Source organism: Streptomyces sp. NPDC031340, assembly GCF_055569945.1.
The window spans coordinates 126959-153878 of the sequence record NZ_JBVIIE010000014.1; the positions used below are offsets into that span (position 1 = coordinate 126959).

At 71.5% G+C, this 26920-nt stretch carries 19 protein-coding genes and 1 pseudogene; 15 read left to right on the forward strand and 5 right to left on the reverse strand.

What is annotated here, in order from left to right:
- Window positions 1–27: 27 nt before the first annotated feature.
- The 3 genes from ACZ5GT_RS13540 to ACZ5GT_RS13550 all read left to right on the forward strand — a co-directional run bounded on the left by ACZ5GT_RS13540 (window position 28) and on the right by ACZ5GT_RS13550 (window position 2583).
- Window positions 28–1707 carry a PucR family transcriptional regulator gene (locus ACZ5GT_RS13540; RefSeq protein ID WP_469020665.1) on the forward strand — a complete coding sequence of 560 codons (1680 nt, stop codon included), beginning with the start codon at window positions 28–30 and terminating at the stop codon, window positions 1705–1707.
- A 64-nt stretch (window positions 1708–1771) separates the two neighbouring features.
- Entirely contained in the window at window positions 1772–2101 is a 330-nt protein-coding gene (locus ACZ5GT_RS13545; RefSeq protein WP_469020669.1) for a plasmid mobilization protein, read from the forward strand.
- Complete coding sequence (locus ACZ5GT_RS13550) at window positions 2098–2583, forward strand: hypothetical protein (RefSeq protein ID WP_469020671.1); 486 nt, start codon at window positions 2098–2100, stop codon at window positions 2581–2583. The genes ACZ5GT_RS13545 and ACZ5GT_RS13550 overlap by 4 nt, the downstream gene beginning before the upstream one ends.
- A 44-nt stretch (window positions 2584–2627) precedes the next feature.
- Here ACZ5GT_RS13550 and ACZ5GT_RS13555 read toward each other — a convergent pair whose 3' ends face one another.
- Window positions 2628–3137: an ATP-binding protein gene (locus ACZ5GT_RS13555; protein ID WP_469020674.1), complete on the reverse strand. Its 510-nt coding sequence runs from the start codon at window positions 3135–3137 to the stop codon at window positions 2628–2630.
- Window positions 3138–3305: 168 nt separating this feature from the next.
- On the opposite strand from ACZ5GT_RS13555, the pseudogene ACZ5GT_RS13560 reads away from it, so the two are divergent.
- From ACZ5GT_RS13560 to ACZ5GT_RS13570, 3 genes and pseudogenes are all read left to right on the forward strand, one after another.
- Window positions 3306–4198, forward strand: a pseudogene (locus tag ACZ5GT_RS13560) (helix-turn-helix domain-containing protein).
- Window positions 4195–4380, forward strand: a complete 186-nt coding sequence (locus ACZ5GT_RS13565) for a DUF397 domain-containing protein (protein ID WP_469020677.1) — start codon at window positions 4195–4197, stop codon at window positions 4378–4380. Before ACZ5GT_RS13560 ends, ACZ5GT_RS13565 begins: the two are co-directional and overlap by 4 nt.
- Before the next feature lie 162 nt (window positions 4381–4542).
- Complete coding sequence (locus ACZ5GT_RS13570; protein ID WP_469020680.1) at window positions 4543–5988, forward strand: aldehyde dehydrogenase family protein; 1446 nt, start codon at window positions 4543–4545, stop codon at window positions 5986–5988.
- Window positions 5989–6076: 88 nt separating this feature from the next.
- Here ACZ5GT_RS13570 and ACZ5GT_RS13575 read toward each other — a convergent pair whose 3' ends face one another.
- Window positions 6077–8968 (reverse strand): glycoside hydrolase family 3 C-terminal domain-containing protein, encoded by a 2892-nt coding sequence (locus tag ACZ5GT_RS13575; protein WP_469020684.1) that lies wholly within the window; start codon window positions 8966–8968, stop codon window positions 6077–6079.
- A gap of 381 nt (window positions 8969–9349) precedes the next feature.
- Between ACZ5GT_RS13575 and ACZ5GT_RS13580 the strand changes: the two genes are divergently transcribed.
- From ACZ5GT_RS13580 to ACZ5GT_RS13605, 6 genes are all read left to right on the forward strand, one after another.
- Window positions 9350–11029, forward strand: coding sequence for an extracellular solute-binding protein (locus tag ACZ5GT_RS13580; RefSeq protein WP_469020688.1), 1680 nt, complete (start codon window positions 9350–9352; stop codon window positions 11027–11029).
- Window positions 11029–12084 carry an ABC transporter permease gene (locus tag ACZ5GT_RS13585; RefSeq protein WP_469020691.1) on the forward strand — a complete coding sequence of 352 codons (1056 nt, stop codon included), beginning with the start codon at window positions 11029–11031 and terminating at the stop codon, window positions 12082–12084. The genes ACZ5GT_RS13580 and ACZ5GT_RS13585 overlap by 1 nt, the downstream gene beginning before the upstream one ends.
- Window positions 12081–13007: a carbohydrate ABC transporter permease gene (locus tag ACZ5GT_RS13590; RefSeq protein WP_469020694.1), complete on the forward strand. Its 927-nt coding sequence runs from the start codon at window positions 12081–12083 to the stop codon at window positions 13005–13007. The genes ACZ5GT_RS13585 and ACZ5GT_RS13590 overlap by 4 nt, the downstream gene beginning before the upstream one ends.
- A gap of 161 nt (window positions 13008–13168) precedes the next feature.
- Window positions 13169–15160: a beta-galactosidase gene (locus ACZ5GT_RS13595; RefSeq protein ID WP_469020697.1), complete on the forward strand. Its 1992-nt coding sequence runs from the start codon at window positions 13169–13171 to the stop codon at window positions 15158–15160.
- Entirely contained in the window at window positions 15157–17343 is a 2187-nt protein-coding gene (locus ACZ5GT_RS13600; RefSeq protein WP_469020700.1) for a glycosyl hydrolase family 95 catalytic domain-containing protein, read from the forward strand. Before ACZ5GT_RS13595 ends, ACZ5GT_RS13600 begins: the two co-directional genes overlap by 4 nt.
- A gap of 35 nt (window positions 17344–17378) precedes the next feature.
- Window positions 17379–18095 carry a glycoside hydrolase family 12 protein gene (locus tag ACZ5GT_RS13605; RefSeq protein ID WP_469020702.1) on the forward strand — a complete coding sequence of 239 codons (717 nt, stop codon included), beginning with the start codon at window positions 17379–17381 and terminating at the stop codon, window positions 18093–18095.
- A 52-nt stretch (window positions 18096–18147) separates the two neighbouring features.
- Here ACZ5GT_RS13605 and ACZ5GT_RS13610 read toward each other — a convergent pair whose 3' ends face one another.
- Together ACZ5GT_RS13610 and ACZ5GT_RS13615 are read right to left on the reverse strand one after the other, a co-directional pair.
- On the reverse strand, window positions 18148–20187 hold the full coding sequence (locus ACZ5GT_RS13610) for a glycoside hydrolase family 31 protein (RefSeq protein WP_469020705.1): 2040 nt from the start codon (window positions 20185–20187) through the stop codon (window positions 18148–18150).
- A 53-nt stretch (window positions 20188–20240) separates the two neighbouring features.
- On the reverse strand, window positions 20241–21257 hold the full coding sequence (locus ACZ5GT_RS13615) for a LacI family DNA-binding transcriptional regulator (protein ID WP_469020708.1): 1017 nt from the start codon (window positions 21255–21257) through the stop codon (window positions 20241–20243).
- A gap of 416 nt (window positions 21258–21673) precedes the next feature.
- Between ACZ5GT_RS13615 and ACZ5GT_RS13620 the strand changes: the two genes are divergently transcribed.
- The gene (locus tag ACZ5GT_RS13620; protein ID WP_469020711.1) at window positions 21674–23608 is read left to right on the forward strand and encodes an acyl-CoA dehydrogenase family protein; all 1935 of its coding nucleotides are present in this window, start codon (window positions 21674–21676) and stop codon (window positions 23606–23608) included.
- A 20-nt stretch (window positions 23609–23628) separates the two neighbouring features.
- Here the strand turns inward: ACZ5GT_RS13620 and ACZ5GT_RS13625 are convergent, their stop codons facing one another.
- Complete coding sequence (locus ACZ5GT_RS13625) at window positions 23629–24078, reverse strand: lamin tail domain-containing protein (protein ID WP_469020714.1); 450 nt, start codon at window positions 24076–24078, stop codon at window positions 23629–23631.
- Between the two features lie 186 nt (window positions 24079–24264).
- Here ACZ5GT_RS13625 and dxr point away from each other — a divergent pair, with 186 nt between their 5' ends.
- Together dxr and ACZ5GT_RS13635 are read left to right on the forward strand one after the other, a co-directional pair.
- Window positions 24265–25521: a 1-deoxy-D-xylulose-5-phosphate reductoisomerase gene (gene dxr / locus ACZ5GT_RS13630; RefSeq protein WP_469020717.1), complete on the forward strand. Its 1257-nt coding sequence runs from the start codon at window positions 24265–24267 to the stop codon at window positions 25519–25521.
- An 8-nt stretch (window positions 25522–25529) separates the two neighbouring features.
- Window positions 25530–26822 carry a M50 family metallopeptidase gene (locus tag ACZ5GT_RS13635; protein WP_469020816.1) on the forward strand — a complete coding sequence of 431 codons (1293 nt, stop codon included), beginning with the start codon at window positions 25530–25532 and terminating at the stop codon, window positions 26820–26822.
- The last annotated feature ends 98 nt before the right edge of the window (window positions 26823–26920 follow it).

A 26920-nucleotide genomic window follows, 5' to 3' on the forward strand; every position in this document is an offset into this window, starting at 1 on the left:
CCGCTCACCCAGATCTGAAGGCGCCTCATGCCCCCGACGCTCGCCTCGCTCGTCCACCACTCGGCGCTGAAGCTGACCGTGCGGGCGGGCGAGGACCGCCTGGACGTGCCCGTCCGCTGGGCGCACGTCAGCGAGCTCGCCGACCCCGTCCCGTACATGGAGGGCGGGGAGCTGCTGCTGATCACCGCGCTGAAGCTGGACGCCGAGGACCGCGAGGCGATGCGGCGGTACGTGCGGCGGCTGGCCGGAGCCGGCGTCGTCGGCCTCGGCTTCGCCATCGGCGTCAACTACGACGAGATCCCCGAGGCCCTCGTCGACGCGGCGCGGGCCGAGGGGCTGCCGCTGCTGGAGGTGCCGCGCCGCACGCCCTTCATCGCCATCAGCAAGGCCGTCTCCGCGGCGATCGCGGCCGAACAGTACCGGGCGGTGACGGCCGGGTTCGCCGCGCAGCGCGAGCTGACGAAGCAGGCCCTGACGGACGGCCCGGAGGGGCTGCTCGCCGCGCTCGCCTCGCAGGTCGACGGCTGGGCGGCGCTGTACGACGCCTCGGGCGCCGTCGTGGCCGCCGCACCGGAGTGGGCGGGCCGCAGGGCGGCGCGGCTCAGGGCGGACGTGGAACGGCTGCGAGAGCGGCCCGCGCCCGCGTCCTCGGTGGTGGGCGGACCGGACCACGAGGACCGCGTCGAGCTGCACTCCCTGGGCACCGGTCGGCGCCCGCGGGCCGCGCTGGCGGTGGGCACCGCCGCGGCCCCCGGCACCGCCGAACGGTACGCCGTCCACTCGGCGATCGCGCTGCTGACCCTGACCACGGAACGCTCCCGCTCCCTGCACGCCGCCGAGCAGCGCATCGGCGCGGCGGTGCTGCGCATGCTGCTCGCGGGCGAGCCCGAGCACGCGCGCACCGTCGCCGGTGACCTGTACGGCGGACTGCTGGACGCCCCGTTCCGGATCATCGTCGCCGAGTGCGCCTCCGCGTCGGCCGCGCGGGCGGCCGCCGACCCGGCCGCCCGTCCCCCGGGCGCCCGGGGCGGCACCGCCGACGGCACGGACGGCGACCCGCCGGCCGCGCTCGCCGAGGCCGTGGAGTCGGCGGCGGCCCGCGCCGGGGAGGCCGTGCTGGTCGTGCCCGAGGGGGAGCGGCTGGTGGTGCTGGCCGCGGACGGGGGCGCGGCGGTCGCCGCCTGCGGCCGGTACGCGACGGCGCAGGAGACGGCGCGCGAACGGGCGGCGGGGACGGGGGACCGGCGGGCGGCGGGGACGGGGGACCGGACGGCCGACGGTCACGAACTGGTCGTGGGCCTGTCCGCCCCGGCCGGACCGACCGCGGCCACGGTGGCGTACAAGCAGGCCGAACAGGCGCTGTCGGTGGCACGGCGCCGGGGCCGGGTGTGCGTGGAGCACGAGCAACTGGCGGCCGGATCGCTGCTGCCACTGCTGGCCGACGACGCGGTGCGGGCGTTCGCCGACGGCCTGCTGCGCGCGCTGCGCGACCACGACGCGACCGGCCGCGGCGACCTGGTGGCCTCACTGCGTGCCTGGCTCTCCCGCCACGGCCAGTGGGACGCCGCAGCCGCCGACCTGGGCGTCCACCGCCACACCCTCCGCTACCGCATGCGCCGAGTGGAGGAGATCCTCGGCCGCAGCCTGGACGACCCGGACGTACGGATGGAACTGTGGCTGGCGCTGAAGGCGACTTCGGGCGACTGAGGGGCCGCGGCTTGAGGAGTGATCGTCCTCGCAATTGTCGTCATACGCGTATTACGATCCTGGTGTGGCAAAGACGCGGATCAGTATCAGCTTGGAGCAGGAGCAGGCCGAACGCATCAGACAGCACGCGGAACGGGCGGGCATGGACGTCTCGGCCTACCTGGTGCATGCCGCGACGCGTCAGATGGCCGAGAGCGATGCCATAGAGGAACAGTTCGCCGAAGTGGACGCGCTCATCGCCAAGGCGGAACGGGCAGCGGGCGGCCTGCCCACCGAACCCGCCGCGGAACCGGCCGCGGAACTGACGGAGCAGGAACGCCGCGAGGTCGAGGATGCCTTGGGCCTCGTCCGAGGCCATGACCGTCATGCGCGCCGTCCGGGACACGCGGCGTGAGCGCACGGGTGCCGGTCTACGACACCGGCATGCTCATCGCACTCGCCGACCGCAAGGCGAAGGCGATGGCTCTTCACGCGGGACTGCGCACCGTACCGCACCGGGCGCTGGTGCTCGGCCCGGTGCTCGCCCAGGTGTGGCGCCCCCAGCCGACGCTGGTGCACGCGCTGTCCGGGGTGCTGAAGGACTGCACTGTCCCTCAGGCGCGTACGTCGGAGCCGCCCGTGCGTGAGACGAAGGCGGGTCGTCCGGAGTGTCTGGCCTGCGCGACGGGCCCGGACCTCGCGGACTGGCGGCGCATCGGAACCGCTCTCGGGCGGGCGGCCCTGCCGACGAAGAAGCGGCCGGACGCGGTGGACGCCTGGGTGGCGCTGGCAGCGGCCAGGCACGGCAGTGCGGTGATCTTCACCACCGACCCGGGGGACATCCACGCCTACCTGACGGTCCTCGCACCTACGGACGTGCACGTGGTCGCGGTCTGACACCAGGTGTTCCCCGAGCGAGTGCTCTCCAAAGCGTCGGCGGGTCACGCCCCGAATCCCTCGAGACGGTCGCCGCGGCCCGCCGACCAGTCCAAAGGCGCCCCGCTGCGGAACACGGGATTCTCTGCGCACTCGGCCCAGACCGTCTTGCCGCCCGGCGGGTACGGGTCGATGCCCCAGCGGTCGGCGAGGGTGGCGACCAGGAGCAGGCCGCGCCCGGATTCGCCGTCCAGTACCTCCTCGGAGTCTGCGCATGGTGAGGGGAGTTGGTCTCCGCGTGCGTCGGTGACGGCGATGCGGAGGATGCCCGTCTCGGTGTCGAGGGTGAGGGCGAGGCGGAAGTCGCGTCCCCGGACGCTGCCGTGCAGGGCCGCGTTGGCGGCGAGTTCCGCGACGATCTGTTCGGCGCGTTCGATTACGTCGGGTGACATGTCCCAGGCGCGGAGCTGTTCGGCGGCGAGCAGGCGGGCGAGGCGGGCTCCGCGGCGCGTGGACGACAGGAGCTGGGCGAACGTGCGTACGGTGGCGGTGAATTGGGGTGCGGTTGTGCTCATGGGTCCACGGTGACCGGCGCGCGGGGGCGCTTTCCAGGGGGCCGGTCCGTACGTTGAGTCAGCGTACGGACACATTCTGTGGACGGTACGCCGCTTCGTCCGTCACTCTGGGTGTCGTCGCGCGCGGGGCGACGGACAGCGGGTGCACGGAAGCGGAGGTGGCCGCGTATGACGAGCGGCATCGACAGCGTAGGCAACGGCCACAGTGGCGGCAACGGCTGCGACGACGGTCATGACGGCGGCCCGGCCGACTGCGCGACGGACCGTGAGCCCGACCCCTCGGACAGTCTGCGCACCTGGGGTGCCTTCCAGCAGGCGCTGCGCGAGCACGCCGGTTACAGCAGAGCCGAGTTCGCGGACCTGGTGCGCTTCTCCAAGCACACCGTGGAGTCGGTGGAGCGGGGGCGGCGGATGCCCGACGTGGCGTTCGTCGAGCGCGCCGACGAGGTGCTGGGGAGCACCGGGGCGCTGCTGAAGTCGTCGAAGTACGTGACGCGGGGGCGGGCCGATGTGGGACTCGCGGCGTGGTTCCGGGAGTGGGCTCGGCTGGAGCGGGTGGCGGTGAGCCTGTGTACCTACGAGTGCAGGCTGGTGCCTGGGCTGTTGCAGTCGGAGTGGTATGCGCGGGCCCTCTTCGAGAACCGGCTTCCCCTGCTCAGGTCGAGGCGCGGCTGGAGCGGCAGATGGCGCTGAACGAGCGGTCGACGGTGCCGTACCACTTCATCGTGGAGGAGGCTGTCTTCCGGCGCAGGCTGGGTGGTCGCGAAGTGCTGCTGGGCCAGCTGGACCATGTGTTGGAGCTGACGGCACCCCGTCACGTGACGTTGCAGGTCATGCCGACGGAGGCCGAGTTCCACGCCTGCATGGATGGCCCGGTACAGCTCCTCGAGACGGCGGAAGGCCGACGGCTGGCGTACTCCGAAGGGCAGGAGAACGGTCGGCTGATCTCCGACCGGAAAGAGGTACGCCTCCTCTACCAGCGCTATGACACACTGCGCTCGCAGGCCCTGACCCCCCAAGACTCGCGGGGCCTCCTGGAGCGACTCCGAGGAGAGCTATGAGCACGACGGCACTCGCCTGGTTCAAGTCCAGCTACAGCGGTAGCTCTGGTGACAGTTGCATCGAGATCGCCGTCACCGAGCAGGCCATATGCGTACGGGACTCCAAGGACACGGCGCGCCCTCACTTCGCCGTCGGCCGTGCTGAGTGGTCGCGGTTCGTGGGGTTCGTGACGGAGGCGTAAGGGACACCGGTGCCGCGGGGCTCTGGCTGCGCCCAGGACAATCCGGCGCACCCCCCGCCCCCACTTCTCCACCCCGGACAAACGCTCCCTGGCCACCCCGCCCCTACCGTTATGGCGAAAGCCATGCACACATCCCCAACGCGGAAGGGCCGGGACTCGACTATGACTTCCACCCACGCCTTCTGGCTCGCCGGCCGCCAGGTCACCGGCGAGGACAGCTTCGACGTCACCTCGCCCTGGGACGGCCGGGTCGTCGGCAAGGTGAGCGTGCCGACCGACGCGCAGGTCGAGGAGGCCGTGGCCGCCGCGTACGCCGTACGGGACGAGTTCGCCGCCACCCCGGCCCACGCCCGCGCCGCCGCCCTCGACCACGTCAGCCGGCGGCTCGTCGAGCGCACCGAGGAGATCGCGCAGCTCATCTCCGCCGAGAACGGCAAGCCGATCAAGTGGGCCCGCGGCGAGGTCGGCCGCGCGGTGTCGGTGTTCCGGTTCGCCGCCGAGGAGGCCCGCCGCTTCAACGGCGGCGAGGCCCAGCGGCTCGACACCGACGCAGGCGGCCAGGGCCGGCTCGCCCTCACCCGCCGCTTCCCGAAGGGCGTCGTCCTCGGCATCGCGCCCTTCAACTTCCCGCTGAACCTGTGCGCCCACAAGATCGCTCCGGCGATCGCGGCCGGCGCGCCGATGATCCTCAAGCCGGCGCCCGCCACCCCGCTGTCCGCACTGATCCTCGGCGAGCTGCTCGCCGAGACGGAGCTGCCGGCCGGGTCGTGGAGCATCCTGCCGGTCGCCAACGACCGCATGCCCGCCCTGGTCCAGGACCCGCGCCTGCCCGTGATCTCCTTCACCGGCTCGGAGAAGGTCGGCTACGCGATCATGGACTCGGTGCCCCGCAAGCACTGCACCCTGGAGCTGGGCGGCAACGGCGCGGCCGTCGTGCTGGCCGACTGGGCGAGCGACGCCGACCTCGACTGGGCCGCGAACCGCATCGCCACCTTCTCCAACTACCAGGGCGGCCAGTCCTGCATCTCCGTGCAGCGCGTGATCGCCGACGCCTCGGTGTACGACCGTCTGCTGCCGCGCATCGTCGCCGCCGTCGAGGCCCAGGTCACCGGCGATCCGAGTGACGACAAGACGGACGTCGGCCCGCTCGTCAGCGAGGACGCGGCCAAGCGCGTCGAGTCCTGGGTGGACGAGGCGGTCGCCGCGGGGGCGCAGCTGCTCACCGGGGGCAAGCGCGACGGCGCCTCCTACGCGCCGACCGTCCTCGCCGACGTGCCGGCCGACGTGACGATCGCCTGCGAGGAGGTCTTCGGGCCCGTCCTGACCGTGCGCAAGGTGGACGGGGAGGCCGAGGCGTTCGCAGCCGTCAACGACTCCAAGTACGGCCTTCAGGCGGGCGTGTTCACGCACGACGTCCAGGTCGCCTTCCGCGCCCACCGCGCTCTCGAGGTCGGCGGCGTCGTCATCGGCGACGTCCCGTCCTACCGCGCCGACCAGATGCCGTACGGCGGCGCCAAGCAGTCCGGTGTGGGCCGCGAGGGCGTGAAGTACGCGATGGACGACTACACCTACGAGCGGGTGCTGGTGCTCACCGGTCTCGCGCTCTGAGCGATCTGATCCGTCCGATCGACCCGAAGGGGCCCGGCGCCGATGACTTCCGGTGCCGGGCCCCTTCTCGTCGGCCTGTTCCGGACCCTCAACCGGAGAAGCCGACGTGCGCGAGCCGCAGCGGGCCGCGCAGCCTGATGTGCACGTCGTGCACGCCCTGTACTCCATCGGCGGCGATCTCCGCGCCGACCGGGACGTAGTCGTACACGCTCTGCGTGGGCGTGCCCAGGGTCAGTTCGGCGAGTGCCGGGCCGCCGTCCAGGGAGAGTTCGAGCGTGCCCTCGCCCGCCAGGTCGGCGGTCACCGCCGTGATGCCGCCGTCGCCGAAGTCGCAGGCGCGGTAGATCAGTTCGCCCGTGGCGTCCTCGGCGTCCTTGGTCTCCTCGGTGTCCTGCGCGGGCGTCACCGCGTCGCCGGAGGTCTTCGTGCGGTCGACGATGACGATGCCGCTCTGCTCGTCGAAGTCCGCGGCCGCCAGGCCCCGTTCGAGGACGGGGCGCGGTGCGGCGGGCTCGCCGTCGAGGGTGACCGCCGTACGCAGGCGGATGTCCTCGCTGGAGGCGCCGGCCAGGATGTCGTAGGCGCCCGGCTCCACGCGCCACCCGCCGTGCGCGACGTCCCAGAACTCGAAGGCGCGCGTCGGGACTTCGAAGGAGAGGTCCGCCCGCTCGCCCGGCGCGAGCGTGATCCGGCGGTGTGCCACCAGTTCGCGGCGCGGGCGCGGCACCGACGGCTCGACCGCGCGGGTGTACAGCTGGGCCACCTCGTCGGCCGTGACGTCACCGGTGTTGGTGACCGTGAAGGAGACGTGCACCGTCTCGCCGTCGACCCGTACCGCCAGGCCGTCGTAGGCGAAGGAGGCGTACGACAGGCCGTGCCCGAACGGGAACAGCGGGGTCCCCTCGAAGTACAGGTACGTCTGCCGGGCGCCGACGATGTCGTAGTCCAGCAGGTCGGGCAGGTCGGCGTCGTCCTCGTACCAGGTCTGCGGGAGCCGGCCGGCCGGTGAGACGTCGCCGGCCAGGACCCGGGCCAGCGCGGTGCCCGCGGCCTGCCCGCCGTGCGCCGTCCACAGCACCGCGGGCAGGCCGGCGGTCTGGAACGCGTACGGGTACGCCGAGACCAGGGCCAGCACCGTGCGCTCGTTCGCGGTGCGGGCGGCCCGCAGCAGGCGCTCCTGGTGGAGGGGCAGGCGCAGGGTCGTGCGGTCCTCGGTCTCACGGCCGTTGATGTGCGGGTCGTTGCCCGCGACGACCACGACCACGTCGGCCCGTGCCGCCGCCGCGGCCACCGCGTCCTCGCCGCGCTCGACGACGACCAGTTCGAAGACCTCCGGGAGCTCCGGGATTTCCTGGTCCGCGTCGGCAACCTTCACGCCGTCGGCGGCGACAGAGACATGGCGACCCGTGCCGATGTGCCTGAGGAGGTGCCCGCTGCCGTGCGGTTCGAGTCGGAACGTCTCCTGTACGACCCAGCCGCCCGGCTGGTCGGCGGAGGCGCGCAGGTAGCCGTCGTCGGCGACCGAGAGGTAGCGGCCGTCGGGGGCGCGCAGGGTCAGCACGCCCTCGCCCCAGTCGACCAGCGCGAGTTCCGTGCCGGTGGCGTCGGTGGTGAGCGGCGGCAGGTCGGTGCGGCCCGCGAGCTGGGCGGGGTCCAGCGCGCCCTCGGCGCCGCGCACCTCGTCGTCGGCGTCGGCTTCGGGGACGCTCAGGAAGGCGCCCGCCGAGGTCTTCAGGCGGACCCGGTCCACGCCCTCCGCGTACTCCACGCGCTGGGTGCCGAACCGCTCGTACAGGCCCTCCAGCGGGGTGGAGCGGTGGATCAGCGTGCCGCTGTACCAGTCGAGCTTGCACTCGTCGGCGAGCAGGCCGACGACGGCGACGCGGGTTGTGGCGGGCAGCGGCAGCAGTCCGTCGTTCTTCAGCAGCACGATCGCCTGCTCGGCGGCCTCCTGGGCGAGCGCCCGGTGGGCCGGGGTGTCGAAGTCGGCGGCGCCGGCGTGCGGGTCGTGCTCCGGGTCGAACTCGCCGAGGCGGAAGCGGATCGCGAGCTGGCGGCGCACGGCCGTGTCGACGTCGGCCTCCGTCAGCAGGCCCCGGGCGAGGGCGCCGTGCACGCGGGCGGTGATCTTCGAGCCGTCCGTGCCGTGGTCGGTGAAGCTGTCGACGCCGGCCAGCAGCGCGGCGGCGGTGGCCTCCTCGTGCGTGTCGAAGTAGTGCTCGGAGTCGACCAGGTTGGAGGGCGCGCCCGCGTCCGAGCAGACCAGCAGTTCCTCGTCCGTCCAGCGGCGCAGGTGTTCGCCCAGGTAGGGGGAGACGTGGTTGGGGCGGCCGTTGACCAGGTTGTAGGCCGGCATCACCCCGGACACCGCGCCCGCCTCGACCGTCTCGCGGAAGGCGCGCAGGTCGTACTCGTGCAGCACGCGCGGGCGGACGGACGACGAGGTGACGTCCCGGCCCGTCTCGTTGTTGTGCGCCAGCCAGTGCTTGAGGACGGGGGCGGTGCGCCAGTACGCCGGATGGTCGCCGCGCAGGCCGTGGGTGTACGCGGTGGCGATGGCGGAGGTCAGTTTCGGGTCCTCGGAGTAACCCTCCTCGTTGCGGCCCCACAGGGGGTGGCGCAGCAGGTTCACCGTCGGCGCCCACACGTTGAGGCCGACGCGGTCGTCGCGGGCGCGCATCGCCCGGACCTCCTGGGACACCGCCTCGCCGATCTGCCGCACCAGGCCGGGGTTCCAGGTCGCGCCGAGGCCGACGGCCTGCGGGAACACCGTCGCCGGGCCCATCCAGGCCACGCCGTGCAGGGCCTCCTGGCCGGTGCGGAACGCCGCGACGCCCAGGCGGTCGACGGCGGGCGCGAACTGGTGCAGGAAGGAGACCTTCTCGTCGAGCGTGAGCCGCTGCAACAGGTCGTCGATGCGCTTCGCGAACGGCAACTGCGGATCGCGGAACGGCGGTACGGGCGGCGGGTGAGCGGTCACGTGTGGATCCCCTTGCGATGGAGCGGTGGAGCTCTTTCGAAGCGCTTCGATGCTGGTTCGACGACCGGGTGGGTGTCAAGACGCCCCGGGGCAGCAGATCCGGCTCCCGGGCGGTATCTCAAGCAGCGTATGCGCGTATGCACTTGCTGGATACATCCGAGGAATCTCGGGATCGACCCTTGTGTACCCCCTGTCGTTCACTTAACCTCGCAGCAACATCGAAGCGCTTCGACTGTTTCGATCCGAAGAGGGCCACACCGGGACGGTGTCCGGCCCTCCGGCGACGGACGGCGACCCGCTTCGGCTCAGCCAGTTTCACTCAAGACACCACAGCCGACGGCCACCGCCGGGTGTCCTGGTGCGCCATGAAGGGTTGACGCAATGACGCCGAACACCGCTTCCGCCTCCTCCGGGCCAAGCCGGAGAAGCTTCCTCGCCTCCACGGCGGTTGCCACCGCAGCGGTGGCGGGCGGGATGCCGCTGCTCGCCGCCTGCGGGGGGTCGGACAGCGGGTCACGCGAGGGCACCACGTCGGGCAAGGCGGCGGACAAGCTGCTGCCCGCGTACGTCGCCGCCAAGCTCGCCCAGCCGGACCTTCCCTCGAAGAACGGTTCGGCGGCCGGCTACACCGGCAAGGTCGACCTCTCGGCCCTCGAGACCTCCGTGCCGAAGAAGCTCGGCACCGGGGCCCCCATCAAGATCATGTCCCCCTTCTGGGGCTCTCCGCCCAAGGGCGACTGCGCCTACTACAAGGCGCTCGACTCCGCCGCGGGCACCAAGATCACCTGGCAGAACCAGGACGGCAACACCTACGGCCAGAAGCTCGGTGCCGTCCTCGCCTCCAGCTCCATACCCGACATGGTCGTGGTGCCGAGCTGGGAGCTGGTCGGCAAGATCGCGAACGCGGTCACCGCGAAGTTCATGGACCTCGGCCCCTACCTCGCGGGCGACAAGGTCAAGAAGTACCCGAACCTGGCCGCGATCCCCTCCGACTCCTGGCGCATGGGCATCTTCGGCGGCGCGCTGCGCGGCATCCCGATGCCCTCGGCCGCCGCCACCTTCATCGTGCCCTACTACCGCAAGGACATCTTCGACAAGAAGGGCTACACGGTCCCCAAGTCGCCCGACGAGTTCCTCAGCTGGGCCAAGGACGTCACCAGCGCCAAGGCGAAGGTGTACGCCTGCGGCGACATGTCCTGGACCGCCTTCAACATCTTCGGCGTGCGCGCCTCCGGCCCGCTCGGCTGGAACATCGGGTCCGACGGCAAGCTGACGTACCGCATCGAGCAGCCCGAGTACCTCGAGGCCCTGGAGTGGACCCGCAAGCTGTTCGACGCGGGCGTGGTGCACCCCGACGACAAGGCGCGCTCGGGCGACGCCGGCCAGCGGTTCACCGCCGGGCAGATCCTGGTCTTCAACAGCGACACCTCCGCGTGGTACGGGAAGACCGCCGAACAGGCCAAGGCCAACCCGGACTTCCAGATCGAGGGCATGGACATCTTCGGCGCCGACGGCGGCGACCCGAAGCTGTGGGCCTCCTCGCCCGCCACCATCTGGTCGCTGATCCGCAAGGGCGCCTCGAAGACGACGATCGAGAACGCCCTGGCCGCCGCCGACTTCTCGGCCGCCCCCTACGGCACCAAGGAGCGGATGCTCGTCGACTACGGCGTCGAGGGCACCCACTACACGGTCAAGGACGGCGTCCCGGTCAAGACCGACCAGGGCAACAGCGAGGTCATCAACGCCTGGGTGATGCTGGCGGCCCCGGCTCCCTACTTCGCCCACCCCGACTACCCCGACGTCGCCCGCAAGCAGGTCGAGTGGCAGCAGCGGATGGGCGCCTTCATGAAGAAGTCGTCCACGTACGGCATGAACATCGTCGAGCCGAGCCGCTTCGCCAACCTCTCCAGCCAGTTCGAGCAGATGGAGATCGACTACGTGCGCGGCAACAAGAAGCTGTCCGACGTGCAGGCCGCCATCTCCACCTGGAAGTCCTCCGGCGGCGAGAAGCTGCGCGACTGGTACAAGCAGCTCATCGACAAGAACGGCAGCGCCAACTGATGTCTCTCACCGCCGGGAGCAGGCCCGACGGGACTCGTCCCCCTGCGGCCGTCGAGGAACCGACGGCCGCGGTCACCGCGGCCGCGGCGAAGGGGCGGGTGCTGCCCCGCAAAGCGGGCACGGCCGGCCGGATCCCCTTGCGGGTCCGGTGGCGCCGGGACCGCGCGCTCGTCCTGATGACGCTGCCCGTCATCGTCCTGCTCCTGCTCTTCAACTACGTTCCGCTGCTCGGCAACGTCGTCGCCTTCCAGGACTACGACCCGTACGTCTCCAGCAACGGCGTCACGGCGATCTTCCACAGTCCCTGGGTCGGCGTGGAGCAGTTCTCCCGGATGCTGGACGACCCGCTGTTCTGGGACGCCGTCAAGAACACCATCGTGCTGTTCGTGCTCCAACTGGTGCTGTTCTTCCCGGTCCCGGTGGCCCTCGCGCTGGTCATCAACAGCGTGATCCGGCCCCGGGTCCGGGCCGTGGCGCAGGCGGTCATGTATCTGCCGCACTTCTTCTCGTGGGTCCTCGTGGTCACCGTGTTCCAGCAGATCTTCGGCGGCGCGGGCGTCATCGCCCAGACCCTCGAGGACCACGGGTGGAGCGGCTTCGACCTGATGACCAACGCGAGCCTGTTCAAGTACCTGGTCACCGCGCAGGCCGTGTGGAAGGACGCCGGCTGGGGGATCATCGTCTTCCTCGCCGCGCTGGCCGCCGTCAGCACCGATCTGTACGAGGCCGCCGCCATGGACGGCGCCGGGCGCTGGCGGCGCATGTGGCACGTGACGCTGCCCGCGCTGCGCCCGGTGATCGCCCTGCTGCTGGTGCTGCGGGTGGGCGACGCGCTGAGCGTCGGCTTCGAGCAGTTCCTGCTCCAGCGGGACGCGGTCGGCGTGGGAGCCAGTGAGGTCCTCGACACGTACGTGTGGAACATGGGTATCCAGAACGGCGACTTCAGCTACGCGGCCGCGGTGGGCCTCGTCAAGGGAGCCATCGGACTGTGTCTCGTCCTGGCCGCGAACAAGTTCGCGCACCTGCTGGGCGAGCAGGGGGTGTACCAGAAGTGAGCCTCAACACCCAGCTCATCCGCAGCCTCAAGGCTCCGGCCCGCCCCGTGTGGGAGGAGCCGCCGGGCAAGGCGGGTCTCACCGCGAAGGGCGCGTTCCTCGCCCTGTGCTGCCTGGGGGTGCTCGGGCCGCTGTGGATCGTGATCGTCACCAGCCTGTCCCCGAAGCCCGTGATCGACCGGGTCGGCGGTCTCGTCGTGATTCCGCAGGGCATCACCTTCATCAACTACAAGGAGCTGCTCAGCGGCGGCCAGGTCAGTCGGGCCATCATGGTCTCGGTCGGCGTGACGCTCGTCGGCACCCTGTTCTCGATGACGGTGTCGGTGCTCGCGGCCTACGGCCTGTCCCGGCGGGGCACTCTGGGCCACCGGGTGCTGCTGATGATCATGATGGCGACCATGTTCTTCGGGGTCGGCCTCATCCCGACGTACCTGCTCGTGCAGTCCCTGGGACTCACCGACACCTACCTGGCGCTGATCCTGCCGAGCGCGGTGAGCGTCTTCAACATCCTTGTGCTGCGTGCCTTCTTCATGGGGATCTCGCCGGAACTCACCGAGTCGGCCCGCATCGACGGCGCCAGTGACCTGCGCATCCTGCTCACCATCATCCTGCCGCTGTCGCGGGCGGTGCTGGCCGTCATCTCGCTGTTCTACGCCGTCGGGTACTGGAGCGCCTGGTTCAACGCCTCCATCTACCTCTCCGACCAGGACATGATGCCGCTGCAGAACGTGCTCATCCAGCTGGTCCAGAAGAACAGCGAGGCGCCGACCGGCCTCCAGCAGGCCGTCCGTACCGGGCAACTCTCGTCCCTGGGGCTGCAGATGGCCGTCATGGTGCTCGCCCTGATACCGGTCGCGGTCGCTTCCCCGTTCGTCCAGCGGCACTTCAAGAAGGGCATGCTCACCGGAGCGGTCAAGGGCTGAACCGCGCCCTTTCCGGTCCGGGCGGCGCACCGCCCGGACCGGCTCCCCGCGCCCCGGACCGGTTCCCCGCGCCCCCGAGCAGGGGGCGCGCACCCCTCTGAGCAAGAGCGCGCACCGCACCCTCACCGCTCAGCCAACCCACCACGCCCAGCGAGGCTCCCATGTCATCCACCCCCCGGCGGCCGACGCCCACCCTCGCCGGCGCCACCCGCGGCCGCGTCCTCTTCGGCGGCGACTACAACCCCGAGCAGTGGCCCGAGGAGACCTGGCACGAGGACGTCCGCCTCATGCGGGACGCCGGCGTCAACTCCGTCACCCTCGGCGTCTTCTCCTGGGCGAGAATCGAACCCCGTCCGGGCGAGCGGCAGTTCGGCTGGCTGGACACCCTCATGGACCTGATGCACGAGGGCGGCATCGGCGTCGTCCTCGCCACCCCCACCGCGTCGCCCCCGCCCTGGCTCGGCCGCCTGTACCCCGAGACGCTGCCCCGCGACGAGGACGGCCGTACCGAGTGGTGGGGCGGCCGCCAGCACTTCTCCCACTCCAGCGCCGCCTACCGTCGCCACGCCGCCGAGATCACCGAGGACCTCGCCGCCCGCTACGCGAGCCACCCCGCGCTCACCATGTGGCACATCAACAACGAGTACTGCACCTACGACTGGGGCGACGAGGCCGCCGCCCGCTTCCGCACCTGGCTGCGCGACAGGTACGGCGACCTGGACGCCCTCAACACCGCCTGGGGAACCGCCTTCTGGAGCCAGGGCTACGGCGACTGGGCGGAGGTCCTGCCGCCCCGCCACGCCCACTACCTGAAGAACCCCACGCAGGTGCTGGACTTCAAGCGGTTCACCTCCGACATGCTCCTGGAGTGCTACACCGCCGAGCGCGACATCGTCCGCCGGCACACCCCGCACCTCCCGGTCACCACCAACTTCATGCCGCTGTGGGCCGGCCAGGACGCCTGGCGCTGGGCCGAGGAGGAGGACGTCGTCTCGGTCGACATCTACCCCGACCCACGCGATCCGTTCGCCGCCCAGCACGCGGCTCTCGTACAGGACATGACCCGCTCCCAGGCGCGCGGACCCTGGATGCTGATGGAGCAGGCGGCCGGCGCGGTCAACTGGCGCGGCGTCAACCACCCCAAGCCGCAGGGCCTGAACCGCCTGTGGTCCTTCCAGGCCGTCGCCCGCGGCGCCGACGCCGTCTGCTACTTCCAGTGGCGCCAGTCCCGGCAGGGCGCGGAGAAGTTCCACTCCGGGATGGTCGGCCACGCCGGAGAACACGGGCGCACCTTCCAGGAGGTCAAGCGGATCGGCGCGGAACTGGCCGCGGTCGGCGCCGAGGTGGCGGGCCGGCACGGCGACGCCGGCATCGCCGTCCTGCACGACTGGCACTCCTGGTGGGCCGGCGCGCACGAGGCCCGCCTCTCCACCCGCGTCGACTACGCCGACGTGCTCACCACCTGGCACCGCGCCCTGTGGCAGGCCGGCCTCGCCACCGACTTCGCCCACCCCGAGCACGACCTCTCCGCCTACCGGATGGTCGTCGTCCCCCAGCTGTACGCGCTCACCGACGCGGCGATCGACAACCTCCTCGCCCATGTGCGCGGCGGAGGCGTCCTGGTCAGCGGCTTCCTGACCGGCGTGGCCGACCAGGACGACCGGGTGCGGGCCGGCGGCATGGACGCCCGGCTGCGCGAGCTGTTCGGCATCCGCACGCTGCACGAATGGTGGCCGCTGGAAGCGGGGGAGACCGTCCGGACCGACGGGTTCACCGGCACCCTGTGGTCGGAGGAGATCGAGGAAACCGGCGACGCCTCGGTCGAGGCCGCCTACCGGGGCGGCGAACTCGACGGCCGGCCCGCCGTCCTGCGCAACGGCCGCGCCTGGTACCTCTCCACGCTTCCCGAACCCGACGCGCTGCGCGGCCTCCTCACCGGCATCGCGGCCGAGGCCGGCGTCCGCCCGGTCCTGGACGGCCTGCCCGACCGGGTCGAGGCGGTCCGCCGCGGCGACCTGCTCTTCGTGCTCAACCACGGGCGCGAGCCGGTGACCGTGGAGGTGCCCGGCACCCACCACGACCTGCTGACCCGGGCCACCGTCACCGACCGGCTCACCCTGGAGCGTTACGGGGTGGCGGTGCTGCGGCCATGAGCGTCGTCCACGGCACCTGGGAACCCGCGCCCGCCACCCGCTGGGAGGACGGCTTCCTGAGCGGCAACGGCCGCCACGGCGCCCTCGTGTTCGGTCCTCCGGACGACGAGCGGGTCGTCGTCACCCATCACACCCTCGTCCGCCCGGTCTGCGGCGCCCCGCCCCGCCCGCCCGAGCTGGCCGACCGGCTGCCCGGCCTGCAGGACCGGCTGCTCGACGGCGACCTGCACGCGGCCGAGGACTTCACCGACGGACGCCCCCTGCAGTGGGTACGGCCCTTCCACCCGGCCTTCCAGATCCGCGTCCGCCGCCCGGACACCCCGGCCGGCCACTACCGCCGCGGCGTCGACTTCACCACCGGAGTCGCCGAGACGCGCTGCGAGGGCGGCGGCGGACGGGTGTTCGTCTCCCGCGCCGACGACGTGATCGTCCAGCACCTCACCGGGTCCGACCTGCTGATCACCCTCGACCACCGGCTCCCCGGCGCGCCCCTCGGGCTCGCCGTCGGCGAGAGCGCGGTCCTCACCGCCGAGGGCGCCCTGCTCACCCTGCGCGTCCGCTACCCCGGCAGCGACACCGCCTACACCGGCGTCACCCTGGTCGCGGTCACCGGCGGCCGGGCGTCCCTGACGCCGCCCGCCCTGCGGGTCACCGGCGCCGCGTCGGTGCTGCTGCTGACCCGCGTCGTGCGGCACACCGCCGAAGCGGACGTGGCCGCGCTCGCCGCCGAACTGCGCGCGCTGCTGCCGCGGGACGCGGACCCCTGCGCCCGCCTGCTGGAGCGCCATACCGGCCTGCACGGCACCGCGTACGCCCGGGTGACCCTCGACCTGGACGCCGACCCGGCCGAACGCGCCCTGCCCGGCTCCGAGTTGCTCACCCGCCCGGACAGCCCCGCCCTGCTGGAGCGGCTCTTCGCCGCCGGGCGCTACCACCTGCTCTCCGCGAGCGGCCTCTTCCCGCCCCGGCTGACCGGCCTGTGGACCGGCGACTGGGCCACCGCCTGGTCCGGCGCCTTCACCAACGACGCCAACCTCAACCTCCAGACCGCCTCGGCGGCCGCCGCCGCGCTCCCCGAGGTCACCGAGGCGCACGCCGCCCTGATCCACCGCCAGCAGGCCGACTGGGCCGAGAACGCCCGGACCGTCTTCGGCTGCCGCGGCGTCGTCGCCCCCGCCCATACCGACGGCGAGTCCGGACTGTCGTACCACTTCAGCCGCGAGTACCCGCTGCACCTGTGGACGGCCGGCGCCGACTGGCTGCTGGCGCCGCTCGTCCACCACGACGAGACCCACGGCACCCGCGATCCGCGCACCGCCGCCGTCCTCGCCCAGGTCGCCCTGTTCTACGAGGACTTCCTCACCCGCACCGACCCGGACGGCCGACTGGTCGTCGTCCCCTCCTACTCGCCCGAGAACCGTCCCGCGAACGGCAGTTGGGGCGCGATCGACGCGGCCATGGACCTCTCGGCGGCCCGGCACGCGCTGCGCACCGCGGCCGACTACCACCCCCGGCACGCCGAGCGGTGGCGCGCCCTCGCCGACCGGCTGCCGCCGCACCGGATCAACGCCGACGGCGCCCTGGCCGAGTGGGCCTGGCCCGGCCTGGAGGACACCTACGACCACCGGCACCTCAGCCACCTCTACGGCGTCTGGCCGCTCGACGAGATCAACCCCTACGACACCCCCGACCTGGCCGCCGCCGCCCACCGCGCCCTCGAACTGCGCGGCGCCGAGAACGACTCGGCGCACGGGCACCTCCACCACGCCCTCATCGCCGCCCGGCTGCGCGACGGCGAACGGGTCGCGCACGCCCTGGGCCGGGTCCTCGACGGCGACTTCTTCCACGCCTCGCTGATGAGCGCCCACTATCCGCGCCGCGACGTCTACAACGCGGACGCCGCGCACACCCTGCCCGCCGTGCTGATCGAGACGCTCGTGCAGTCCACCCCCGACCGGCTGGTCCTGCTGCCGGCGCTGCCGGCGGCGTACCCGACGGGCCGGCTGTACGGCGTGCGCACCCGGTTCGGGGCCGAACTCGACCTCACCTGGAGCCCCCACGAAGTGACCGCGGTGCTGCGGCCGAGCCGCACCCACCGGGTCGAACTCCGGACTTCCTCCGGCGGCCGGCCGCTCGATCTGGTCGCCGGAGAAGACCACGTCCTCACCCTGGGGGCGTGGTAACTCCCCGCAATCCCCCCACCCATGGAAGGGACACCATGGCAACACGCACGCTGAAGAAGAGGGTCGCGACCGCGCTGGCGGCACCCGCCCTGGCCCTCGGCATCACCGTCGGTGCCGCCTCCGCCCCCGCCTCCGCGGCCGTCTGGAGCTCCTGCGACCAGTGGGGCAACACCACCCTGAACGGCTACACGCTCTACAACAACATCTGGGGCTCCGGCGCCGGCTCCCAGTGCATCTGGGCCAACTCCGGCACCAACTGGGGCGTCAACGCCAACCACCCCAACACCGGCGGCATCAAGTCCTACCCCAACGCCAAGAAGGTGATCAACAAGTCGATCACCTCGCTCGGCTCGCTCTCCAGCAGCTACAACGTCACGGTCCCGTCGTCCGGCGCGTACAACACGTCGTACGACATCTGGGACACCGGCTACAAGTACGAGATCATGCTCTGGGTCAACAAGACCGGAGCCGTCGGCCCGCTCGGCACCTCGCAGGGCAACCTGACGCTCGGCGGTCACACCTGGACCGTCTACAAGGGCAACAACGGCTACAACGACGTGTTCTCGTTCGTGCGCACGTCCAACTCCAGCTCCGGCACGGTGAACATCCTGCCGATCCTGAAGTGGATCAAGGACACCAAGGGCTGGTTCGGCGACGTGACCATCGGTGACGTGCAGTTCGGCTTCGAGATCACGTCCTCCTCCGGCGGCCTGAACTTCACCGTCAACAGCGAGAGCGTCAGCAGCAGCTGATCACCGGGGGAGCCGCCGCGGACCGCGGCGGCTCCCCTCCGGCCGGGCGTGGCTACTCCGCCACCGGCAGGCTCGCCCCGTCCCGCAGGAACAGCGGGATGCGGTCCAGCGGAGCGTCGACCGTGACGGAAGCGCCGCCCTGGTACGTCTCGCCCGTCCACGCGTCCGTCCAGCGCGCGCCCGCCGGGAGGTACGCCGTGCGGGTCGTCGCGCCCGCCGTGAGCACCGGGGCGACCAGCAGGTCCGGGCCGAAGAGGTAGGCGTCGTCGACCGACCAGGCGCCGGGGTCGCCGGGGAACTCCAGGAACAGCGGCCGCATCACCGGCAGCCCCTCCTCGTGCGCCTCCCGCATGACCCGCAGCACGTACGGCCTCAGACGCTCGCGCAGCCGCAGGTACTTCTCCAGGACCGCGCCGGCCTCCTCGCCGTAGGACCACACCTCGTTGGGGCCGCCGGTCATGTCCGGGCCGAGCGGCATGCCCGGGTCGCGGAAGCCGTGCAGCCGCATCAGCGGGGACAGCGCGCCGAACTGGAACCAGCGGACCAGCACCTCGCGGTAGGCCGGGTCGTCCGGGTCGCCGCCGTGGAAGCCGCCGATGTCGGTGTTCCACCACGGGATGCCGGACAGCGCGGTGTTGAGGCCGGCCGCGATCTGGCGGCGCAGGGTCGCGAAGTCGGTGCCGATGTCGCCGGACCACAGGGCCGCGCCGTAGCGCTGACTGCCCGCCCACGCCGAGCGGTTGAGGGTGATCACCTCCTCGCCCTCGGCGCGCAGGCCCTCGTGGAAGGTGCGGGAGTTCTCCGCCGGGTAGATGTTGCCGACCTCCAGGCCGGGGCCCGCCCAGTAGCGCAGGTTCTCCTGGAAGCCCGGCTTCAGCTCCGGCTCGCAGGCGTCCAGCCAGAACGCCGTGATGCCGTACGGGTCGAGGTAGTTCTCCTTCACCCGCGACCACACGAACTCCCGGGCCTCCGGGTTGGTGGCGTCGTAGAAGGCGACCTGGACGGTGGAGGCGACCTCCTTGTCCGGCCAGTCGGCGTGCGCCATCGGGCCGTACTGCGTCCCGATGAAGTAGCCGCGCTGCTCCATGAGCTGGTGGTTCTCGCTCAGCGGCGACACCGAGGGCCAGACGGAGACGACGAGCTTGATGCCCAGCTCCTCCAGTTCGCGCACCATGGCCGCCGGGTCGGGCCACTCGCGGGGGTCGAACTTCCACTCGCCCAGGTGCGTCCAGTGGAAGAAGTCGCACACGATCGCCGAGATCGGCAGCCCGCGCCGCTTGTACTCGCGGGCCACGGCGAGGAGTTCGTCCTGCGTGCGGTAGCGCAGCTTGCACTGCCAGAACCCCGCCGCCCACTCCGGCAGCATCGGCGTGCGGCCGGTCACCGCGCTGTAGCGGCGCTGGCCGTCGGCCGGGGTGCCCGCGGTGATCCAGTAGTCGATCTGGCGGGCCGAGTCGGCCACCCAGCGGGTGCCGTTGTGGGCGAGCTCGACCCGGCCGATCGCCGGGTTGTTCCACAGCAGGGTGTAGCCGCGGCTGGAGCTGAGCACCGGGATGCCGACCTCGGCGTTGCGCTGGATCAGGTCGACGACCAGGCCCTTCTGGTCGAGGCGGCCGTGCTGGTGCTGGCCCAGGCCGTACAGCTTCTCGTCGTCGTAGGCGGCGAACCGCTGCTCCAGGCGGTGGTGGCCGCCTCCGACGGCGGTGTAGAGGCGGGGGCCGGGCCACCAGAAGTGGGCGCGCTCCTCGGCGAGCAGTTCCGAGAGGTCGTCGGTGCGCAGGAAGCGGACCAGGCCCTCGGCGTCCATCTCGACGGTGAGGGAGCCGACGGTCAGCCGCCCCCGTCCGTCCTCGATCTTGACGGTGGACGACGCGGCCGGCGGGTCGTCGAGCAGGGCGCCGGGCAGGCCGTCGAGGACCGGGCCGCCGAGCCGGGCACGGACCCGGACGGCGTCCGGCCCCCACGGCTCCACGCGCACCGTCTCCTGACGGCCGCTCCACTCCAGCGCGCCGTCCCGCTCGCGGAAGGTGCCGACGGTGGGTGCGGACTGGGCCAGGCTCACCTGGGTCTGGTTCTGGGCAGGCTGATTCACGTGGGGTGCTCCTGAAGGACGTGAAGGTGCCCCGGAGGGCAGCGAGAGCTGGGTCAGGAGGTGGCGGAGGGCGCCGGTCCCGTGCTCGCCCGTACCGTCAACTCCGGTGCGATCAGCACCACTTCGTCCGAACCGTGGCCGTCGAGCTTGGCGACCAGGCGTTCCACGGCGTGCCGGCCCATCTCCTGGGCGGGGATGGCGACGGACGTCAGCCGCACCGACGCCTGGACGGCGAGCTGCTCCGGGCAGATCGCGACCACCGACACGTCCTCGGGCACGGCGCGGCCCTGCTGGCGCAACAGGGCGAGCAGCGGTTCCACGGCCGACTCGTTCTGGACGACGAAGCCCGTGGTGCCCGGGCGCTCGTCGAGGATGCGGGCGAGGGTGACGGTCATCGCGTCGTACCCGCCCTCGCACGGACGGTGCAGCAGCCGGATGCCCAGCTCCCGTGCGCGCGAGCGCAGCCCGTCGAGGGTGCGCTCGGCGAAGCCGGTGTGCCGCTCGTACACCGCGGGGGCCTCGCCGATGACGGCGATGTCGCGGTGGCCGAGCAGCGCCAGGTGCTCCAGGCACAGCGCGCCGGTCGCCCGGAAGTCGAGGTCGACGCAGGTGAGCCCGGCGGTGTCGGCGGGCAGCCCGATCAGCACCGACGGCTCGTCGGTCTCCCGCAGCAGCGGCAGCCGCTCGTCGTCGAGTTCGACGTCCATCAGGATCATCGCGTCCGCGAGCCCGCTGCCGATGACGCGGCGGACGGCGTCGGGGCCCTCCTCGCCGGTGAGCAGCAGTACGTCGTACCCGTGCGTGCGGGCGGTGGTGGCGACCGCGATGGCGATCTCCATCATCACCGGCACGTACATGTCGGTGCGCAGCGGGATCATCAGCGCGATGATGTTCGAACGGTTGCTCGCCAGTGCCCGGGCGCCCGCGTTCGGGTGGTAGCCCAGCTCGCGGATGCTCTGCTCGACCCGCTCCCGGGTGGTCGCGGAGATGGACCGCTTGCCGCTGAGGACATAGCTCACCGTGCTCGCCGAGACTCCGGCGTGCTGGGCGACCTCGGCGAGGGTGACCATCCAGCTCTCCAAGCGTGTGAAGCGCTTCGACAGTGCGCAGTGCGAACAAGGGAGGGTGAGGGGTGGTTCGACCCTAGCTCCAGCGAGATCGAGTGTCCATAGGTTATCGAAGCGCTTCGACAGCTTTTCCGGGGTGGGTCCCCGCGCGATCCTCCGCGCCGGGGAGCCGGTGCCCCGGCGCCCCGGCGGGCGGCGGACGCCCGCCGCTGGTCCGTACCCCGAACCGTCCCCCGGAAGCCGCCCCGGGGCAACTCCGCCACCGGCGGCGTCCGTCCGGACCAGTGGTCCCGTCATATCGGCTGAACGATTGCACGAAGGGTGGTGCCCGCCCCCCGGATCGGGTACATACGATCCCGTAGAACCCGTCGGTAACCAAAACGGACCAAGATCCCCAATTCGCGGCGAGGTGAGCCTCGATGTCCGCACCAACACCACCCCGGTCGACCGTCTCGGAGCGTGAGGCCCGGCAGGTGGCGGAGGAAGCCCGGGAGCAGGACTGGCGCAAGCCCAGCTTCGCCAAGGAACTGTTCCTCGGCCGTTTCCGCCTCGATCTCATCCACCCACACCCACGGCCCGCCGACGAGACCGCCCAGCGCGGCGAGGAGTTCCTCGCCAAGCTGCGCGACTTCGCCGAGACGAAGATCGACGGCGCCCTGATCGAGCGCCAGGCGAAGATCCCCGACGAGGTCGTGAGCGGCCTGAAGGAGATCGGCGCCTTCGGCATGAAGATCGACACCAAGTACGGCGGCCTCGGCCTCACCCAGGTGTACTACAACAAGGCCCTCGCCCTGGTCGGCACCGCCAGCCCGGCCATCGCGACCCTGCTCTCCGCCCACCAGTCCATCGGCGCACCCCAGCCCCTGAAGCTCGCCGGCACCGACGAGCAGAAGGAGACCTTCCTGCCGCGCTGCGCCCGGACCGACATCTCCGCCTTCCTGCTCACCGAGCCGGACGTCGGCTCCGACCCGGCCCGGCTGGCCACCGTCGCGGTCCCGGACGGCGACGACTACGTCATCGACGGCGTGAAGCTGTGGACCACCAACGGCGTCGTCGCCGACCTCCTCGTCGTCATGGCCAAGGTCCCGAAGTCCGAGGGCCACCCCGGCGGCATCAGCACCTTCATCGTGGAGGCGTCGTCGCCCGGCATCACCGTCGAGAACCGCAACGCCTTCATGGGCCTGCGCGGCATCGAGAACGGCGTCACCCGCTTCCACCAGGTCCGGGTGCCCGCCGCGAACCGCATCGGCCCCGAGGGCGCCGGCCTGAAGATCGCGTTGACCACGCTCAACACCGGCCGACTCTCGCTGCCCGCGATGTGCGCGGGCGCCGGCAAACTGTGTCTGAAGATCGCCCGCGAGTGGGCCGACGTCCGCGCGCAGTGGGGCAGGCGCATCGCCGATCACGAGGCCGTCGGCTCCAAGATCTCCTTCATCGCCGCGACGACGTTCGCCCTGGAGGCGATCGTCGACCTGTCCTCGCAGATGGCCGACGAGAACCGCAAGGACATCCGCATCGAGTCCGCCCTCGCCAAGCTGTACGCCAGCGAGATGGCGTACCGGATGGCCGACGAACTCGTCCAGATCCGCGGCGGACGCGGCTTCGAGACCGCCGACTCCCTGGCGGCCCGCGGGGAACGCGCCGTCCCCGCCGAGCAGTTGCTGCGCGACCTGCGCATCAACCGCATCTTCGAGGGCTCCACCGAGATCATGCACCTGCTCATCGCGCGCGAGGCGGTCGACGCCCACCTGTCGGTCGCCGGTGACCTGATCGACCCCGAGAAGTCCTTGTCGGACAAGGCGAAGGCGGGCGCGAACGCCGGCGTCTTCTACGCCAAGTGGCTGCCCAAACTGGTCGCAGGGCCGGGGCAGGTCCCCGGCGCCTACGCCGGGTTCCGCCACGGGGCCGACCTCTCCCGGCACCTGCGCTACGTCGAGCGCAGCGCCCGCAGGCTGGCCCGCGCCACCTTCTACGGGATGTCCCGCTGGCAGGGCCGGATGGAGACCAAGCAGGGCTTCCTGGGCCGCGTCGTCGACATCGGCGCGGAGCTGTTCGCGATGAGCGCCTCCTGCGTCCGGGCCGAACTGCTGCGCAGCGAGGGCGACCACGGCCGCGAGGCCTACCAGCTCGCCGACGCCTTCTGCCGGCAGTCCCGGGTCCGCGTCGAGGAACTCTTCGGCCGGCTGTGGACCAACACCGACGACGTCGACCGCAAGGTCGTCAAGGGCGTCATGTCCGGCACGTACACCTGGCTGGAGGAGGGCGTCGTCGACCCGTCGGGCGATGGCCCGTGGATCGCCGACGCGTCCCCCGGACCGGCGCGGAAGGAGAACGTGCACCGGCCCATCAGGTGAGAACCGCGCGGGGCGGCGGCTCAGCAGTACTTGTAGCCGCTGCCCCGCGACGACCAGGTGCACGAGTCGGCCTTCGTGCCACTGGCCCGGTAGAGCTTCGCGGTGTCACCGGTGTTGTTCCACACGTACCAGGAACGGCCCCAGTACTTGTCGGTCCCGGTGTTGGTGCCCTTGCCGGTGTGCACCTTCTTGGTGCTGCCCGCGCCGATCTTCACGTCGCCGAAGGTGTACGTGTAGCCCGTCGCGTCCTTGATCTTCCAGTTCTTCAGGGAGACCGTCGACGACGTCGAGTTCTTGATCTTGACCCACTCGGCGTTGAGGCTCGTGTTGGAGCCGGTGTCCGAGCCGGGGCTGTCGTAGTACACCTCGTAGATGTGGACGCTCCCGGCCGCCTCGGCCGGAGAGCTGAGCAGCGTGCCGGTGAGCAGCGCGGCGCCCGCGAGCGCGGGCAGGGCGGCGCGTGTCCGCATGGAATTCCCCCCAGAGGTTTCCGTCTGCCGGCCGGTCGTTCACGGCCGGTGAAGAAGTGTTATCACATGATCTTCACGCGGGTTTCACAAAGGGTGTTTTCGCTGCGATCCGCGCAGTGCGCGACAACCCGCCCGACCGAGGGACGCCCTGTCCTTCCCGGGGCCTGCCTCGGCCACAATGGGGGGATGAGCGACAGTCCAGCCCCACTCGCCGATCCCCACCTCGTCTACGACCCCGTAGCGGGCGACGGACCGAAGGACGTGGTGATCCTCGGCTCCACCGGCTCGATCGGCACCCAGGCCATCGACCTCGTACTGCGCAACCCCGACCGCTTCCGGGTCACCGCCCTGTCCGCCAACGGCGGCCGCGTGGCCCTCCTCGCCGAGCAGGCGCACCGGCTCGGGGTGCGGACCGTCGCGGTGGCCCGCGAGGACGTCGTGCCGGCCCTGCGCGAGGCGCTCGCCGCCCGGTACGGCGCGGGGGAGCCGCTCCCCGCGATACTCGCCGGGCCCGACGCGGCCACCGAGGTCGCCGCCTCCGACTGCCACACCGTGCTCAACGGCATCACCGGCTCGATCGGCCTGGCCCCCACCCTCGCCGCCCTGGAGGCGGGCCGCACCCTCGCGCTCGCCAACAAGGAGTCGCTCATCGTCGGCGGCCCCCTGGTCAAGGCCCTCGCCAAGCCCGGGCAGATCATCCCGGTCGACTCCGAGCATGCCGCCCTCTTCCAGGCCCTGGCGGCCGGCACCCGCGCGGACGTCCGCAAGCTCGTCGTCACGGCCTCCGGCGGCCCCTTCCGCGGCCGCACCAAGGAGCAACTGGCCCACGTCACCGTCGAGGACGCCCTCGCCCACCCCACCTGGGCCATGGGCCCGGTGATCACGATCAACTCCGCGACGCTGGTGAACAAGGGCCTGGAGGTCATCGAGGCACACCTGCTGTACGACATTCCCTTCGATCGGATTGAGGTGGTCGTGCACCCGCAGTCGTATGTCCACTCGATGGTCGAGTTCACGGACGGATCCACGATGGCCCAGGCGACGCCCCCCGACATGCGCGGGCCGATCGCCATCGGTCTCGGCTGGCCCGAGCGCGTCCCCGACGCGGCGCCCGCCTTCGACTGGAGCAAGGCCTCGACGTGGGAGTTCTTCCCGCTCGACGACGACGCGTTCCCGTCGGTGAACCTCGCCCGGCACGTGGGCGAGCTCGCGGGCACCGCCCCGGCGGTGTTCAATGCGGCCAACGAGGAGTGCGTGGAGGCGTTCCGCGGCGGCGCCCTGCCGTTCAACGGGATCATGGAGACCGTCACCCGGGTGGTCGAGGAGCACGGCACCCCGCGCACGGGAACCTCGCTCACCGTGTCGGACGTCCTCGAAGCGGAAACCTGGGCCCGGACCCGGGCCAGGGAACTGGCGGCACACACGGCGGAGGCCAGTGCATGACGACCCTGATGTTCTTCCTCGGCATAGTGGTCTTCGCGTTCGGCCTGCTGGTCTCGATCGCGTGGCACGAGCTGGGGCACCTGTCCACGGCCAAGCTCTTCGGCATCCGCGTGCCGCAGTACATGGTCGGCTTCGGCCCGACCGTCTGGTCGCGGAAGAAGGGCGAGACCGAGTACGGGATCAAGGCCGTCCCGTTCGGCGGGTACATCCGCATGATCGGCATGTTCCCGCCCGGCCCCGACGGCCGGCTCGAGGCGCGTTCCACCTCGCCCTGGCGCGGGATGATAGAGGACGCCCGCACGGCGGCCTTCGAGGAGCTGCGGCCGGGCGACGAGAACCGCCTTTTCTACACCCGCGCCCCCTGGAAGCGGGTCATCGTGATGTTCGCGGGCCCCTTCATGAACCTGATCCTGGCGGTGGCGCTGTTCCTCACCGTCCTGATGGGCTTCGGCATCTCGCAGCAGACCACCAGCGTCAGCTCGGTCTCCCAGTGCGTCATCGCGCAGAGCGAGAACCGCGACACCTGCAAGAAGGGCGACCCCGCCTCCCCGGCCGCCGCGGCCGGCCTGAAGGCGGGCGACAAGATCGTCTCCTTCAACGGCGTCCGGACCGACGACTGGAACCAGCTTTCCGACCTGATCCGCGCCAACCCCGGCAAGAACGTGCCGATCGTCGTCGAGCGCAAGGGCGAGCAGGTCACCCTGCACGCGACGATCGCCAGCAACCAGGTCGCCAAGAAGGACTCCAGCGGCCAGATCGTCCAGGGCAAGTACGTCACCGCCGGCTTCCTCGGCTTCAGCGCCGCCAGCGGCATCGTCCGGCAGGACTTCGGCGAGTCGCTGACCTGGATGGGCGACCGGGTCGGGGACGCCGTCGACTCCATCGCGAGCCTGCCCGCCAAGATCCCCGGCCTGTGGGACGCGGCCTTCGGCGACGGCAAGCGCGCGGCGGACTCCCCGATGGGCGTGGTCGGCGCGGCCCGGGTCGGCGGTGAGATCTTCACCCTCGACATCCCGGCCAGCCAGCAACTGGCGATGTTCGTCATGCTGGTCGCCGGCTTCAACCTCTCCCTGTTCCTGTTCAACATGCTCCCGCTGCTGCCCCTGGACGGCGGCCACATCGCCGGGGCCCTGTGGGAGTCGCTGCGCCGCAACACGGCGAAGCTGCTGCGCCGCCCGGACCCGGGACCGTTCGACGTGGCGAAGCTGATGCCGGTGGCGTACGTGGTGGCGGGGATCTTCGTCTGCTTCACCCTGCTCGTCCTGGTGGCCGATGTCGTCAACCCGGTCAGGATCTCGTAGCCATCAGCCGGAATCCCGTAGCCATCGGGAGTTCATGACGGCCCGGCACACTCTGTGCCGGGCCGTCATGCGTCGGGCGGCATCGCGGGGCGTGATGT

Excerpts from the sequence above, each read along its gene's own strand:
- ACZ5GT_RS13540 (WP_469020665.1), top strand. The coding sequence starts at position 28 with ATGCCCCCGACGCTCGCCTCGCTCGTCCACCACTCGGCGCTGAAGCTG.
- ACZ5GT_RS13555 (WP_469020674.1), bottom strand. The coding sequence starts at position 3,137 with ATGAGCACAACCGCACCCCAATTCACCGCCACCGTACGCACGTTCGCC.
- ACZ5GT_RS13565 (WP_469020677.1), top strand. The coding sequence starts at position 4,195 with ATGAGCACGACGGCACTCGCCTGGTTCAAGTCCAGCTACAGCGGTAGC.
- ACZ5GT_RS13570 (WP_469020680.1), top strand. The coding sequence starts at position 4,543 with ATGACTTCCACCCACGCCTTCTGGCTCGCCGGCCGCCAGGTCACCGGC.
- ACZ5GT_RS13580 (WP_469020688.1), top strand. The coding sequence starts at position 9,350 with ATGACGCCGAACACCGCTTCCGCCTCCTCCGGGCCAAGCCGGAGAAGC.
- ACZ5GT_RS13585 (WP_469020691.1), top strand. The coding sequence starts at position 11,029 with ATGTCTCTCACCGCCGGGAGCAGGCCCGACGGGACTCGTCCCCCTGCG.
- ACZ5GT_RS13595 (WP_469020697.1), top strand. The coding sequence starts at position 13,169 with ATGTCATCCACCCCCCGGCGGCCGACGCCCACCCTCGCCGGCGCCACC.
- ACZ5GT_RS13600 (WP_469020700.1), top strand. The coding sequence starts at position 15,157 with ATGAGCGTCGTCCACGGCACCTGGGAACCCGCGCCCGCCACCCGCTGG.
- ACZ5GT_RS13605 (WP_469020702.1), top strand. The coding sequence starts at position 17,379 with ATGGCAACACGCACGCTGAAGAAGAGGGTCGCGACCGCGCTGGCGGCA.
- ACZ5GT_RS13615 (WP_469020708.1), bottom strand. The coding sequence starts at position 21,257 with ATGGTCACCCTCGCCGAGGTCGCCCAGCACGCCGGAGTCTCGGCGAGC.
- ACZ5GT_RS13620 (WP_469020711.1), top strand. The coding sequence starts at position 21,674 with ATGTCCGCACCAACACCACCCCGGTCGACCGTCTCGGAGCGTGAGGCC.
- ACZ5GT_RS13625 (WP_469020714.1), bottom strand. The coding sequence starts at position 24,078 with ATGCGGACACGCGCCGCCCTGCCCGCGCTCGCGGGCGCCGCGCTGCTC.
- dxr (WP_469020717.1), top strand. The coding sequence starts at position 24,265 with ATGAGCGACAGTCCAGCCCCACTCGCCGATCCCCACCTCGTCTACGAC.
- ACZ5GT_RS13635 (WP_469020816.1), top strand. The coding sequence starts at position 25,530 with ATGTTCTTCCTCGGCATAGTGGTCTTCGCGTTCGGCCTGCTGGTCTCG.